The organism is Niallia sp. Man26, assembly GCF_022049065.2.
Lineage (GTDB): Bacteria > Bacillota > Bacilli > Bacillales > Cytobacillaceae > Niallia.
Map to the genome: position 1 here is coordinate 3,381,766 of NZ_CP095743.1, position 14,707 is coordinate 3,396,472.

The following is a 14,707-nucleotide window of genomic DNA, read 5'->3' on the forward strand; positions in this document are numbered from 1 at the left end:
TTCGATTCACTAAATACCAACCATACTAATCTACCATATAATTCTAGTGCTTATCAATAAAGATTTTTACAATTTAGAATAAACGAACAGATTTACTTTAGCATTATATCTGTATAACAGAAAAGAGCGTCTCTCTTTGGACGCTCTTTAAATTTGGGGTTGGTATGGGGATTTGATTGATTCTCTTTAAGAAGGTTTTTGTTTAAAACGACCTTTAAACGGGAGGGAGAAATCTACTTCTTTTTTGGGAATATATGCTTTTTAGAGTGTAGGCAAGGAGCGTTGTGTTTTGGAGAATTCCTCTTGTATTACATATTCTAATTGGCGAATCCGAACATTTTGCTGTTCCATTTTTTTTAGTGTTTTAGCTTGCATGGAAATTAAAGCGGACAGCAAGTCGGACATATTTTCACTGCTGTTCATCCATTTGCCACCTCCTTTTTCGCTTCATTGTCTTGGCATCATGTTGGAATGAGCTGCTCTTGATTTTTCGGTTCCAAAAACCGAACATATTCTGCAACCACTTCCGTCACATAAACTCTTTTTCCTTCTTCATTTTCATAGTTTCTCGTCTGGATTCTCCCGATTAAGGCTATCATAAAGCCTTTGCGGCAGTAATGGACGATATTTTCTGCTGCTTTGTTCCAGAAAATGCACGGAATGAAATCTGCTTCGTACTCACCTGCTTGATTGCGATAGTTTCGCTGAACTGCAAGCAAAATATTAGTGACAGAAGTACCTCCTTGTGTTAGCTTCAGTTCAGGATCACGGGTCAATCTCCCTACTAATGTGACCTGATTTATCAATGGATCACCCCTTTCTTCCTAGCAAGCTTATCATACTAAAAGAGGAGAATATTGAAAAATCAGTAAGCCTAATAGGAATAGAAGTTAGCAGTTAGAAAACTCATGTTTCCTTTTAGAAAAATTAACATTATCAAAGGTTTTTATGGGCAAATTTTATCTTTCGGTAATTTATATAAAAAAACGGATAAAGCATAAATGCTTTATCCGCTTCTTCTATTATTGTTCGTAAGATGCGATTACTGCTTGGACTTTATCCATAACGCCAGCTTTCAGCTGAGCCAGCTTCCCTTGGCTTTCTTCAAGAGAAGAGCTAGTAACACTGAAATAGAATTTAGCTTTTGGTTCCGTTCCTGATGGACGCAGGCAGAACCATGAGCCGTCTTCTAAATAGTATTTAATAACATTGGATTTTGGAAGATCGATTAGGATTTCCTTCACATTCTCCGTACGTTTGCTTGTCTGATAATCTTCGATTGCAACAACTTGCAGCCCGCTCACTTCAGAAATAGGATCTTGACGGAATGTATCCATAATGTAAGAGATTTGCTCCGCGCCATCTTTTCCTTTAAGAGTTAGAGATTCAAGTCCTTCTTGGTAGAAGCCGTATTTTTCAAAGATTGCAAGCAAGCCTTCAAACAATGTCATGCCTTTTGCTTTGTAATACGCCGCAACTTCTGCCGCAAAGATTGCTGACTGCACAGCATCTTTATCGCGTACGAAATCACCAATCAAGTAACCATAGCTTTCCTCATATCCAAATAGGAAAGTATGCTGATTAGTTTGTTCAAATTCTTTGATTTTTTCTCCAATGAATTTGAAGCCAGTCAATGTATCTAATGTTGGGATACCATATGCTTCTGCAATTGTTCTTCCAATTTCAGATGTTACGATTGTTTTAATAACAATACCATTTTCAGGCAGAATACCTTTTGCTTTTTTCTCTGACAGCAAGTACTCAAGCATTAACGCTCCTAATTGGTTACCAGTAAGAACTGTATATTCTCCTGTTAAGTCCTTCACAGCAACACCAAGGCGGTCTGCATCTGGATCTGTTCCTAAAAGAATATCTGCATCAATTTCTTTTCCATAACGGATAGCAATTTCAAATGCAGCATGCTCTTCCGGGTTTGGAGATTTTACTGTAGAGAAGTTTGCATCTGGCAGCTCTTGCTCCTTAACAACTGTTACATTGCCGAAGCCAAATGCATGTAGTCCTGCGCGCACAGGCTTATTCGCCGTACCGTGCAGCGGTGTGAAGACGATTTTCAAATCTTCCGCTTCTGGAAGCTTGTTAAGCTGAATAGTTTTCAGCTGTTCCACATAAGCTGCATCAACGTCAGCTCCGATATATGTCAATAAGCCTTGTTCTAATAGCTCAGACTCTTCGAGCACTTCGATTGTAAGCTCATCTTCTACTGCGTTTACATATTTAATAATCACATCTGCGGCTTCCGGAGGCAGCTGCCCACCATCTTCCCCATATGCTTTAAAGCCATTATATTCAGGCGGATTATGGCTTGCAGTGATAACGACACCAGCAAATGTATTAAGGTGGCGCACTGCAAATGATAGCTCAGGTGTTGGGCGGAGCTCTTCGAATACATAGGATTTGATACCAAGCTTGCCCACTACTTTTGCAACTTCCAACGCAAATTCTGGTGATTGGTGACGGGAGTCATATGCTACTGCCACACCGCGCTCCATCGCCTCTTTGCCTTGTTCTAGTATGTATTTTCCCAATCCTTGGGCAGCTTTACGCACTGTATAGATGTTCATGCGGTTGATGCCGGGGCCAAGTTCGCCGCGCATTCCGCCAGTGCCAAATTCTAAATGCTTGTAAAAGCTATCCTCGAGCAGTTTTTCAGATTTTTGCAATTCCAGCAATTGCGCTTTTAAATTTGGCTCTAAATCTTCAAAACTAGCCCATTTTGCTACTATATCTTGATAAACCATATTGCCAGATTCCCACCTTTAATTAATATTTTTACCTGTCTTAACATTACCTAAAATATGTATTTATGTAAAGGGCAATCCGGGGCAGAAGCCATCGTTTTCCCTTTACTAATTTAGGTATTTACTCCTTAGTTTTCGTCCATATTTCAATCAGCGGTCCTCGCTTACCAAATATGGGATCTTCTTCGGGAAATGGAGCGTTTTCTATTTCTGCAATAGCAGCACGGTAATCCTCCTCCGTATCCCTTCTTGTATTATAATCCTGTCCGTTAGGATATGCACCAATGACTTGCAAATCCGGAGTCCCGGACAGCTTCTTATGGCCAGTTCCAGCAGGTAGCAGCAGCACATCACCTGCATGAAGAACAAGCTTGCTCCCTTGTTCCCCGCCAATTTGCACCAAAGCAGAACCCTTCATTATCCCAAGCACCTCATGGGCATTACTGTGATAATGATGGTATGAGAAAACTCCATCCACCCAGCTGTTTCTCCAGTTATGAGATTGGAATATCTTCCCTATATTATGTTCACTATTTTTTAACACCCGCTTATAATGCAGGACTGGAAATGTAGGATGATTAGGAATAAAGCCATTTGGCTCAAAGTAGTAGAGCGTGATATCTCGAGTCATCTTAGCCCACTCCCCCTCTCTACCTTCCCTATACCCCCTTTAAGCAAAAATCACTCCTACTAAAGCATTAAAAAAGTTTTTTGTATTTTCATCAATATACTTTAAATTCCATTTTTCTTGCCGATATAGAAAGAACCCACATAAGAAAAGGAACAGCGCCTTTTGATCTAATTTTATCCCTTTACATACGGTGCTTTGTTTTCGTTTCTACAACTTATTTTTCTTAAAGGAGAAGGACAGGTAATGAACATCAGCATTAAACAAAAACTTATCGGAAGCTTTATTATCATTTCCCTCATTTTTACCATTGCTTCCTATTACTCTTACAGCAGCTCCAAAAAAACAGAAGATTCTTTTGAATATCTTATTAACACTGTTGCTGAGCTGCGCACTATCAGTGATGAAATCAAAACTAATACAGCACAGCAAGTAGCAAGCTACAGAGGCTTTATGCTTTATGAAACACCAGAATTTAAAAGCCAGCTAAATGGAGCAAACAGCAATATTAAAAATCTTGTTGAAAAAGGCAAAAAGCTCGCAACACTTAAAGAAACAAAAGACAGACTAGATGAAATCCAAAAATTGAATGAGGAATTCTTCCAAAATGCAAACTCTGTTATGAACAGCCTGTCAAGCCCGTCCACCAATAAAGAGGCAGCTATTGCTGAAGGCTTAGAAACAATTACACCTCTTTCAAATAATATGTTAGACAGAACCACCTCCTTAATAACATGGCTAAATAACGAGATTATGGAACCAAAAATAGCTGAAGCTCAACAAGATGCGCAAAACCGTTCCCTTATCATCTTGATTGTCAGCATTGCAGCAACTGTCATTGCTATTGCTGCAGGTGTGTTCCAGTCGCTCTTTATTACAAAACCAATCAGCAAGCTGCAAAGAAAAATGCAGCAAGTCGCAGACGGAGATTTAAACACAGAACCGCTGTTGCTTAAAAATAAAGATGAAATTTATCACTTGAATGAATCATTTACACAAATGCAAGACAGCTTAAAAGACATGATTACGAAAATTGCCAGCAATGCAGACCATGTTGCTTCAAGTGCAGAACAGCTGAATGCAAGTGCCGACCAGTCAACACGGGCAGCGGAAAACATCACATCCTCCATTCAGCAGATTGCTAGCAGCACAGACATTACAATTGCTAAAACAAACGATAACTCCAGCTCTCTGTCTGGCATCCTTAATGGCATTCTTAAAATTGAGAAGGATACAAATGTTGTCTCAGAGCTTTCCAAAACAGCTTCTAGCAATGCAGAAAAGGGGTCAAATTCTATCAGCAGCTCCTTGGCTCAAATGGAATCCATCTTTCAGTCTGTTAATCGTTCCAATAGTGTTATCGCTTCTCTTTCTGAAAGGTCTAAGGAAATCGGTTCGATCATTGATATTATCAGCAATATTGCTGAACAGACAAACCTGCTTGCATTGAATGCGGCTATTGAAGCTGCCAGAGCCGGAGAGAACGGCAAAGGCTTTGCTGTTGTTGCAGATGAAGTGCGCAAGCTTGCAGAACAATCACAAGTATCAGCAAAGGATATTTCCAGACTGTTGAGCGGCATTCAAAAGGATACTGCTGAATCAGTTGAACTATTAAATGATGCGAAGTCACAAGCAGAAAATGGTGTGAAAATCTCAACAGAAACTGCTGCTACATTTGGTGAGATTTTGAACAGCACAAAAATGGTTACACCTAAAATCAGCGCGGTGGCAGAAACGATTCAGCGCATCGCTTCTTATGTAAAAGAAGTAACAGCCTCTGCTGATGAAATCGCCACATTATCAAAAGTAAATGGCAATAATACAGAGGAAGTTGCTTCATCGACTGAGGAGCAATTAGCTTCAATGGAAGAAATCAAGGCTTCCGCTCAAGTATTAGCTGGCATGGCTGAAGAACTGATGACAGTTGTGAACCAATTCAAAATCTAAAATCTGAAACTATTTTAACCCACAAAGGATATTTCCTTTGTGGGTTTTTCGTGCTTATTTTTATTGTATGCTTGAACATTTCAAAAAAGACTACGCCTGTCCTACTGGCACCTTTACATCTAAGCTTTTCAGAATTTCTTCAGAGCTAGTTACAGTACCAAAAAACTGGTGTATTGTCTTTAATGACATATCATACGCTTCACGGGTGAAAGCGCCTGTACAATCAGACAATAGAAGCACATCATAATCAAGCATAAAGCCGTCTCTGGCAGTTGATTCCACACATATATTTGTGCTGACACCTGCCATAAGCAATGTTTCAATTTCCATGGCGCGGAGGACAGAATCAAATCTTGTGTTGATAAAAGCACTATAACGATGCTTCACCACAATAACATCCTCTTTTTCGTCTGGAGTTAATTGGAAGAATTCAGCACCCCATGTGTCTTTGCGGCAAAGATCTGTTTGGCTTTTACCCTTTAATCGCTTTACCCAAGTCTTTGAGTCTGTACTGTCCTCATGAATTGTCTGAATGTAGATTACCGGCACGTTCTTTTCCTTGCATGCACGTATCATTCTATGAAGATTTGGCATCATCTGTTCCGCCATTGAGACGTCCAAGCCTTGCTTTGCCAAGCTTCCTTCTTTATGACAGTAGTCGTTTTGCACATCGACAATAACAAGTGCACTTCGAGCTGGATTCCATTCTACACCCATCCATATTCACCCTTTCCTAAGTCATTTAAGCATTGCTCCTTCTTAGTATTTGTTAAAGGCTAAACTGTATCCACAAAAAAACAACTGCTTGAAGGAGTGAATACCTTAAAGCAGTTGTTTGTAATCAGCCTGAAACTTAAATATTTAATTCAAGAGACAAGTATTTATACTCTAAATAGTCCTCAATTCCATACTTACCGCCTTCACGGCCAACACCAGATTCCTTAACGCCGCCAAACGGTGCTTGTGCAACTGTTGGCAGCGGATCATTAATGCCAATGATGCCATACTCCAACGATTCAGACACGCGGAAGATTCGCGAAACGTCATTAGTGTAAAAATAAGCAGCAAGGCCATAGACTGTATTATTGGCTAATGCTACTGCTTCCTCTTCTGTTTCGAAATCAAAGAGTGGAGCAACCGGCCCAAACGTTTCTTCCGAAGCAATTTTCATATCATGTGTGGCATGTGCTAGGATAGTCGGTTCATAGAAGAAACCATTTTTGAATTGGTCTCCTTCCGGTTTTTTCCCGCCTGTAAGCAGCTTCGCTCCTTTTTTGATAGAATCCTCAACATGCTCAGCTGTTTTTTTAACCGCATTTTCATTGATGAGCGGCCCGATTGTGATGCCGTCCTCAAGCCCATTTCCAACAACCAGTGCTGTCATTTTCTCTGTCAGTATTTGAGCGAATTTTTCACTGATGCTCTTCTGTACATAAACACGGTTTGTACATACACAGGTTTGGCCTGCATTGCGGAATTTACTTGCAATCACACCGTCTGCTGCTTTCTCCAAATCTGCATCTTCAAAGATAAGGAATGGAGCATGACCGCCAAGTTCCATCGAGATTTTTTTCATTGTATCTGCCGCGCGCTTCGCAAGCTCTTTACCTACCTTAGTTGAACCAGTAAATGTTATCTTGCGAACATCTGGGCTTTCCATCATCGCATCTCCAATTTCCTTTGGCATGCCGTGAACAAGATTTAATACGCCTTTCGGCAAACCAGCATCATGAAAAGCCTTCATGACTTCAATGGCAGTCAGCGGCGTGGACTCTGCCGGTTTAATTACTACCGTACAGCCTGCTGCAAGAGCTGGGGCAACCTTTCTTAGTATCATCGCTATCGGAAAATTCCAAGGAGTAATAGCGCCAACGACACCAATTGGCTGCCTTAATACAAGAATCCTCTTCGTTGGAGAGCTGGAAGGAACTGTGTCGCCATATATGCGTTTTCCTTCCTCTGCATACCAATCAAGGTATTCTGCTGCAAGCTGCACTTCTCCTCTGCTTTCTGCAAGAGGTTTTCCCATCTCTGTTGTAATGGTGTTTGCTAATGAATCAACACGGTCACGAAGTAAATCAGCCGCTTTTTTCAAATATACATACCTGTCTTTTGCTGTCAGCTTCGACCACGCACTAAGCGCCTCTTTAGCAGCGCCAATAGCTATTTGTGCATCTTCCTTTCCGCCTTTTGCTGTTTCTTTAATCAGCTCTCCTGTGGCCGGATTATGAACAGGATATGTTTCACCGCCTAGCGCTTCACACCATTCTCCATTTATATACAACATATATAATCCTCCTTTTTGGATGCGGGCAATTTAAGTTGTTGGATTACCAAAACATTGTGCTAAAGTACACATATATACGTTCCTTAAAGCACACCTCTTTTCATCTTAAAAACTCGATGAGGTTTTAAATCCAAAAAACTGTTACCCGATGCATGTATTTTCATTAAATTCGGTTTATGTGTTTTATAAGATACAACCCTATTTTAACAGATTGCACAGGCTATCCCCTGCCTAGAAGCTCACAGCAGGATTGGATAATAACACCAATGATACTTCAGTCTGCCTTATATTGCCCTTTAACGGGGAGTTCAGTCTTCAAATTAATATGCTTGGAAGGTATAAAAAAAGAGCGGTTTCCCGCTCTTATTCCAAGTTACCAGCAAGCATATCGTGAACCTTTTGCTTTTCCTCATCAGAAACAAGCAAGTAATACGTTCCAGTGGAAGTATCACCTGTTCCAGCAACTTCATACTGTTCTATATTATTTCTTGCATTGCGATAGTTCTTTTGAATATCCATCATTTCGTCAAAAGTCATGTTTGTTTTCACATTGCTGCCAAGCACATTTAAGATATCATCGAACTTAGAGACAGAAGAAATGCTTGCTGCCTTGTCAATGATAGCTGTCAGCACCTTCCGCTGGCGTTCATTTCTGCCGAAATCTCCGTTTGGATCAAGATGGCGCATACGTACAAATCCAAGTGCCTTCGCACCATCCAATTGGATGTTGCCTTCTGCATAATGATAACCTTTTTTATAGTAGCCTTCATCAATCCAGTCCAGTTCATTATTGACTGTAATTCCACCGACTGCATCAACAAGATCACTTAAAGCTTCCATATTTACTTGTGCATAATAATCAATATCAATGCCAGTGAAATTCTCTACCGTATCAAGAGCCATCTTCACACCGCCGTAGGCATAAGCTGCATTGATTTTTGTTGTTTTATCTGCACCGATAATTTCTGTTTTTGTGTCCCTTGGGATGCTAACTATCTGCATTTTTTTCGCTTGCGGGTTGACTGTCAATACCATAAGCGTATCAGAGCGCCCTACATCCCCTTCTCTTTCGTCCACACCCATTAATGCAATCGAAATTGGCTTACTGTTGGACAAATTTTCTTCCCTTTTCTTTGCCGCAGATTGCTCCTCATCATCGATTGGCTGGTACATCTTATCTGCCGTTTTTTCCACATAATGATAAAGATAAGCCGCATATCCGCCAATTCCTAACACAAGCACGGCAAGGATACAGCCGATTGTTATCAGAATTTTTTTCTTCATATCATTCTCTCTTTCTTAGTCAAAATATGTTTGATAATAGCAAATAAACATTAAAAGAACATGAAAAACAGGCGGTTCACATAAAAAAAGCTTCCATAAGAGGAAGCTTTTTCCTTACCAAGAAGCTACACAGCCATCTGTTCTCGACTCTGTTCCGCCTGCAAGAACACCGTTTTTCTGACGAACAATAATCTGGCCTCTTCCGAACGAACCAGAATCAAGAGCCCATTGCACTTCGTGGCCTTTTCTTGCTAATGCGTGAGCAATATGCTCAGGGAAGGACGGCTCAATATGAACGACCTTTTTCTCCACCCACTGCCAGCGTGGAGCATCCAATGCAGATTGCGGATTTAGAGAGAAGTCAATCAAGTTCATCGCTACTTGCAGATGACCTTGAGGCTGCATGAAGCCACCCATTACACCAAATGGGCCGACCGCTTCATTATCCTTTGTGATAAATCCAGGAATAATTGTATGATATGTTTTTTTGCCAGGAACGAGCGCATTATCATGCTCAGGATCAAGACTGAAGCCATGGCCTCTGTTCTGCAGGGCTATGCCTGTTTCGGGCACAACTACACCAGACCCAAATCCCATATAGTTGCTTTGAATAAAGGAAACCATATTGCCTTCTTCATCTGCTGCTGCTAAATAGACTGTTCCTCCTTTTGGCGGATTACCTGGCATTGGCTCAATGGCCGTTTCACCAATAAGGCTGCGTCTAGCCTTGGCATATTCATCAGACAGAAGCTCTGCAGTTTTAACACTCATTTTATCTTCCTCAGTGATATATTTAAGACCATCTGTGAAAGCAAGCTTCATTGCTTCAATTTGAAGATGATATGTTTCAACTGCATCCTTTGCAGAGAACTGATCCTCCTTCAGCGTGTTAAGCGCCATCAAGGCAATCAGTCCTTGGCCGTTAGGTGGTATTTCCCAAACATCATAACCTTTATAGTGGACAGAAATCGGGTCGACCCATTCAGGAGCATAAGCTGCCAAGTCTTCCTTCCTAATATAGCCGCCGTATTTTTTAGAAAATGCATCAATTTTATCAGCAATTTCCCCTTTGTAGAAAGCCTCGCCATTCGTCTCGGCGATAGCGCGCAGTGTTTTGCCGTGATACTCAGACTTCCATATATCGCCGATTTTTGGGGGTGTGCCATTTGGGGCAAAGGTTTCAAACCAATTTTGAAAAACATCATCTGTACAGGCTTTAGAAAATGCTTGATGTGCTTTCTCCCAAAAGTGGCCTAATGTCGCCGATACAGGATAGCCTTCTTCTGCATAAGCAATCGCCGGTTTTAGCACCTCTGTTAATGGCAGCTTACCGAACTTCTTAGATAATTCAACCCAAGCTGCAGGTGCGCCAGGCACCGTTACTGGAGTTAAGCCATACTTAGGCATCTTTTCATGACCTGCCTCTTTCACAGCATCAATCGAGATTGCACTTGGAGCAGGGCCGCTGGCATTTAAGCCATGAAGCTTATTATTAATCCAAACAATTGCAAAGGCGTCCCCGCCAATGCCGTTTGAAGTAGGTTCAACGACAGTTAAGGCTGCTGCAGTAGCTATTGCCGCATCTACTGCATTCCCGCCTTTTTTTAGAATATCAATTCCTGCTTGTGCAGCAAGGGGCTGGGATGTTGCAACCATTCCTTTCTTCGCATAAATGGTGTTTCTTTTTGATGGATATGGATTGTAAAGCGGATCGTGATTTAGCATAGTGCCTCCTGTTATGTATGTATTGGGCAGGGTTACCCTTTTATAATGAAAATTTACAATTTTCTATTATTTTAACATAAGAAATCATTTAGCTATACAGCAAATTAAAAAAAGCAGCAATTCTTGATGAATTGCTGCCTCATTTTAACAGAAAACCGCCTGCGGCAAGGATAGCTATCAAAACTAGCAAAAATCCGTATTTGCCAAATAATAGCGAGACCTTGCTTGAGCGTTTCCTCTTTACTTCCTTTAGAAGCTTCTTAAAAGACTGTGATCTTATTGCCTTTAACTTACGCTGATAGTCTTTATCCTTCCAGATTGAATTACGGTCTCCGGCTAGATAGCCTTTGAGTGCCCGAACATAGCCAATATCCTGCATTCCATATTTCTTGTATGACCATCTAATATACTCGAGCATCTGCACACCAGTACCATAAATAGCAAGAAAAGCAAACAGCTTGTCATGTTCTACCTTCCCGTCACGTCTTTGGAAGAAAAGGACAAGTCTTTCATATGGTTCAAACAGACCTGCTTCTTTCATCATATTTTTTCCAGCTTGCTTTGCATCATCTACAAGATAACCATCAACAAGCTCTGTTATGCTGTAAATATGATCTATCTGCTCAAAAAATGCTTTATATAGCGCACTGAGCAGTCTAAAGATTTCCCCTTCCACACCCTTTTTGTAAAGAGCAGCATCCCTTTGCCCTTGAGGTGAAAGAAACAGCACTCCAAAAATGCGGACATCCTCCAGCTGCAAGCGCTCCAATTGAGCCAGCTTCAAAAGCTCCAGCTTTATATCTGGCATTACTACCTCTATGAAGTCAGGATGTATGTGCTGTTCTGTTAAAAAGACAAATAATTCTTCTGCAACAAAGAAGGGCTTGCTGCTTTTTTTCACTTCAAGCAGGAACCGTTTTTTAACACGCTTAACAAATTCCTTATCATCAATAAAGAAAGAATGCGCATGCAAAAGATCTGCCAAATTGGCTAGGAATAATTCAAGCGAGTGGCGCTGACTGAGTTTATCGTCTACATGAAGAAATAGGACCTCTTGATAGGACCCTTTAATATCATCCATAAAGAGAAGAACCTGCTTATATAAAAGTGGGTATTTCTGCAATAATGTCCAAATCTCATGAGCAAGCTGCTCATCATTGAAATAAGCAAGTGTCCTTACCGTAAACTCCACCGCTTCGACCTGACGAGTTATTTGGTTGATCGCAAACACAGCCTTCATATACTCTTTTGCAATCGCCGGGTCTTTTTGGAGCCTTTCCCTGTGCAGAATCTTCCCTGTTATGTCGATTATTTCTGGTTTTTCTTTATGGTTTTTTTGAAGCAATGCCAATAGAAGCTGCAAAATACCTAGCTTATCCCGTTCATAACCATCATAAGCGGTTTCCTCCAGCAAATAGATGGCACATAATCGATTATAATAGCTGATATTCAGTTGATCAGCCAGCTTTAAACCTTTCAGTGCCCTTTCTGCAAATAGGAAAAAATCATCCAGTCTTGAAGCTGTCTGCAGGGCATCATATGCAAAATCGAGGTATTCATGTTTTTGTCCTTCCATATCCACACCACTTATTCTTTTCGTTGTAAAATCAAAAACAAACTGATTTTCGAATACATGATTTCTTAGTCGAATGCTCCCTGGCTCCACAAACATCAAATGAACATATTTTTGCTTTGCTGCAGCTTCCTTGAACGATACAGCCCCCAATACTGCCCTCGCAGCATATGGCAAATGTATGTACAGCAGTTCTAATAAAGTCATTGCATGCCTACTATGCTCAAGAATAGGTACATCTAGGGATATATATACGGTTTTTCCGCTTTCTGTTGCAGCTAAACAAGCCAACAACAGTTTTTTAAAGATGCTTTCATCGATTTTCAGGCTGTAAAACAGCTCCTGCTTTTTTCTATATATATTTTCCGTCTTTTTGCAGGGAATATCCGCTAATTCTGCCAATGATTCCTCATCATCCACTTCCGTCCCATTTGCAAACTGGGCATGAAACAGTTTTTCAGGATTTTTAACCCACTCATCCTTACTCGCACCAGGAATGATAAAATAATGCGCCGATAGTATATTAGACTGAGCATTAAGCAGCTGTTGGCCGATGACAAGTTGTCCTGTTTCAGGCTGGATAAGCAGAAAAGAAGGAGGATAGTTATCCTTATGCTTATTATCCTTCTGTATCTCTGAACTGGAAAGAGGTTGAAGATACTTTTCAATAAAGTCCTCATCAAGCTCAGGAGTGAATATGGCTCTGTCTATTCCTTCCCCGAGCCCTTTTTTACTCTTCATATATATGTATTGCTGAATAAAGTTATTGCCCACATGGCGCCCCTCCCTTCTGTGAAAATTGCCGATTATAAAAGAGAAACATATTTTTTAAAGCTTGCTTTGGACGTATATAGCTCGTCCGCCAAATGTTGTTTTTTATTTGTCATATAATGCAAATATTACACTATATTAGTACTACCGTAAACGGATTATTACTAGTATAATAGAACGTTTTGCAAGAAAACTGTACGAGCCGTTATATTTGCAGCAAATAAAAAAAGCAGACACGTAAATACGTGCCTGCCTATACAGAAATTGAAATACTGTCTGCTGCTTTTTTTACTGCTTTATATAGACCAAAACCGGCCATTGTGCCCACCGTGTTTAAAATAAGATCATCCACATCGCTCCATCTGTATTCCATAAACCATTGGATGGATTCAATCGCTGCCGATAAGCAGCAGCCAACTGCCGTACATAAGATAAATTGGTTAAATCTCGGTAAAGCAAGCGGCAGAAAAAAGCCGAATGGCATAAACAAGGCGATATTGCCAATGTTGTTAACGATGAAAGTAAAAACGGACCGCTCAACAAACATTTCCTTTATCATCAAAAACGGAACAAAGTTATGCCCGCCTGGTTCAATTCCGATACCTAAATAACGATTTGGAAACATTGTCATGATAAAAATAAAACAGATGGAAGCAAGCAGCATCAGCCTTTTGTTCCTTTTATTTAATTTGACCACCTAATCATCTTCCTTGCTCTTTCAATTTTGAGTTTTGCTTATCATAACACATTTTCCAAAATTTCCATAAAATAATCCCAAAAAAGAGCCTGCCTTTTAAAATAAAGGCATGACTCCTATTTTTATGAATTATCGGATTGTTAACAGCTTATTGTTTATAGAAAAGCTGCTGATAGTAAGCGATGGCAAAATCAAAAAAGTACATTAGCGAAAATCTTTCTGAGGAAAATCCTGTTTTGTCATGAGTGTCACCATTTAAATAATAAACAATATCAGCATTTTCTAAAAGGTCTTCATCCTGATTATGTGTTATTAGGATGATTTTCGCCTTCGTTTTTGTCAGCTTTGTCATTAATTCCTCATTGCCTTTAACAAATCTTCCCGACGGACTTGCAACAATCGCAACGGAATTTTCATCTAAGTCGTCCATATCTGTCTTTTGTTCCTGCACATCTGAATAAGCGCTTACAAATTTTCCTAATCTTACAAGCCTGAATTGAAAATCCTGTGCCATTGCTTGAGACAGCTGTGTGCCATAAAAAGAAACCTTATTAGCATGGTGAATGCATTCCATAATGCCCTGCACCTTTTCGACATCAATAATATTCTCTGATGCCTTCAGCCAGCCGACAATCTTTTCATAAAGCACTTTTTGCAGGACTTCGCCAATCTGCTCTGGATTATCCACTTTCTGCGACTGGAAAGCTGGTGACGCATCCATCACACTTATTTTGGCATAATCCTTAAATTCCTGAAAGTTCTTGTAGCCAATCCTGCGGCAAAACCTCGTAACAGCAGCAGGTGAAGTAAAGCAGGAATCTGCCAATGCACTTATATTCATATCTGGAATCTTATAAACATCGCCTAGCAATTTCAATGCAATGAAATAATTCGTATCCCTCGTTTTATGATTATTAATAAAGTCCAACAATCTAAATATAATATCCTTCATCTTTATCACCACTTGCTTCATAGTTGTACAGCTAAAATGAAAACCCTGCCATCTTTCCTAGTTTTATTTTGATTTCATAAGAAT

At 40.2% G+C, this 14,707-nt stretch carries 12 protein-coding genes; 1 reads left to right on the top strand and 11 read right to left on the bottom strand.

Going from position 1 to position 14,707, the window contains the following annotated elements; translation table 11 throughout:
* Positions 1 to 261: 261 nt before the first annotated feature.
* From L8T27_RS17025 to L8T27_RS17040, 4 genes are all read right to left on the bottom strand, one after another.
* Positions 262 to 423, bottom strand: coding sequence for a hypothetical protein (locus L8T27_RS17025; protein WP_233315696.1), 162 nt, complete (start codon positions 421 to 423; stop codon positions 262 to 264).
* A 38-nt stretch (positions 424 to 461) separates the two neighbouring features.
* A complete protein-coding gene (locus tag L8T27_RS17030) occupies positions 462 to 806 on the bottom strand; it encodes a single-stranded DNA-binding protein (protein WP_233315697.1) in 345 nt (114 codons plus the stop codon).
* A gap of 216 nt (positions 807 to 1,022) precedes the next feature.
* A complete protein-coding gene (locus L8T27_RS17035; RefSeq protein WP_233315698.1) occupies positions 1,023 to 2,759 on the bottom strand; it encodes a phospho-sugar mutase in 1,737 nt (578 codons plus the stop codon).
* A 121-nt stretch (positions 2,760 to 2,880) separates the two neighbouring features.
* Entirely contained in the window at positions 2,881 to 3,390 is a 510-nt protein-coding gene (locus tag L8T27_RS17040; protein WP_237941936.1) for a cupin domain-containing protein, read from the bottom strand.
* A 243-nt stretch (positions 3,391 to 3,633) separates the two neighbouring features.
* On the opposite strand from L8T27_RS17040, the gene L8T27_RS17045 reads away from it, so the two are divergent.
* Positions 3,634 to 5,334: a methyl-accepting chemotaxis protein gene (locus tag L8T27_RS17045; protein ID WP_237941937.1), complete on the top strand. Its 1,701-nt coding sequence runs from the start codon at positions 3,634 to 3,636 to the stop codon at positions 5,332 to 5,334.
* Positions 5,335 to 5,424: 90 nt separating this feature from the next.
* On the opposite strand, the gene L8T27_RS17050 is transcribed toward L8T27_RS17045, so the two are convergent.
* The 7 genes from L8T27_RS17050 to L8T27_RS17080 form a co-directional block, all read right to left on the bottom strand.
* Positions 5,425 to 6,051, bottom strand: coding sequence for a cysteine hydrolase family protein (locus L8T27_RS17050; protein ID WP_233315701.1), 627 nt, complete (start codon positions 6,049 to 6,051; stop codon positions 5,425 to 5,427).
* Positions 6,052 to 6,187: 136 nt separating this feature from the next.
* Complete coding sequence (locus tag L8T27_RS17055; RefSeq protein ID WP_396953782.1) at positions 6,188 to 7,618, bottom strand: NAD-dependent succinate-semialdehyde dehydrogenase; 1,431 nt, start codon at positions 7,616 to 7,618, stop codon at positions 6,188 to 6,190.
* Positions 7,619 to 7,984: 366 nt separating this feature from the next.
* Positions 7,985 to 8,905, bottom strand: coding sequence for an LCP family glycopolymer transferase (locus L8T27_RS17060; protein ID WP_233315703.1), 921 nt, complete (start codon positions 8,903 to 8,905; stop codon positions 7,985 to 7,987).
* 114 nt (positions 8,906 to 9,019) lie between these two features.
* Positions 9,020 to 10,630, bottom strand: coding sequence for a gamma-glutamyltransferase family protein (locus L8T27_RS17065; protein ID WP_237941939.1), 1,611 nt, complete (start codon positions 10,628 to 10,630; stop codon positions 9,020 to 9,022).
* A 139-nt stretch (positions 10,631 to 10,769) separates the two neighbouring features.
* The gene (locus L8T27_RS17070) at positions 10,770 to 12,977 is read right to left on the bottom strand and encodes a GAP1-M domain-containing protein (protein WP_237941940.1); all 2,208 of its coding nucleotides are present in this window, start codon (positions 12,975 to 12,977) and stop codon (positions 10,770 to 10,772) included.
* A gap of 250 nt (positions 12,978 to 13,227) precedes the next feature.
* Positions 13,228 to 13,671, bottom strand: a complete 444-nt coding sequence (locus L8T27_RS17075) for a VanZ family protein (protein ID WP_233315706.1) — start codon at positions 13,669 to 13,671, stop codon at positions 13,228 to 13,230.
* A gap of 148 nt (positions 13,672 to 13,819) precedes the next feature.
* Positions 13,820 to 14,623 (bottom strand): MurR/RpiR family transcriptional regulator, encoded by an 804-nt coding sequence (locus tag L8T27_RS17080; protein ID WP_233315707.1) that lies wholly within the window; start codon positions 14,621 to 14,623, stop codon positions 13,820 to 13,822.
* Positions 14,624 to 14,707: the final 84 nt, after the last annotated feature.

Excerpts from the sequence above, each read along its gene's own strand:
- L8T27_RS17025 (WP_233315696.1), bottom strand. The coding sequence starts at position 423 with ATGAACAGCAGTGAAAATATGTCCGACTTGCTGTCCGCTTTAATTTCC.
- L8T27_RS17035 (WP_233315698.1), bottom strand. The coding sequence starts at position 2,759 with ATGGTTTATCAAGATATAGTAGCAAAATGGGCTAGTTTTGAAGATTTA.
- L8T27_RS17040 (WP_237941936.1), bottom strand. The coding sequence starts at position 3,390 with ATGACTCGAGATATCACGCTCTACTACTTTGAGCCAAATGGCTTTATT.
- L8T27_RS17045 (WP_237941937.1), top strand. The coding sequence starts at position 3,634 with ATGAACATCAGCATTAAACAAAAACTTATCGGAAGCTTTATTATCATT.
- L8T27_RS17050 (WP_233315701.1), bottom strand. The coding sequence starts at position 6,051 with ATGGGTGTAGAATGGAATCCAGCTCGAAGTGCACTTGTTATTGTCGAT.
- L8T27_RS17060 (WP_233315703.1), bottom strand. The coding sequence starts at position 8,905 with ATGAAGAAAAAAATTCTGATAACAATCGGCTGTATCCTTGCCGTGCTT.
- L8T27_RS17065 (WP_237941939.1), bottom strand. The coding sequence starts at position 10,630 with ATGCTAAATCACGATCCGCTTTACAATCCATATCCATCAAAAAGAAAC.
- L8T27_RS17080 (WP_233315707.1), bottom strand. The coding sequence starts at position 14,623 with ATGAAGGATATTATATTTAGATTGTTGGACTTTATTAATAATCATAAA.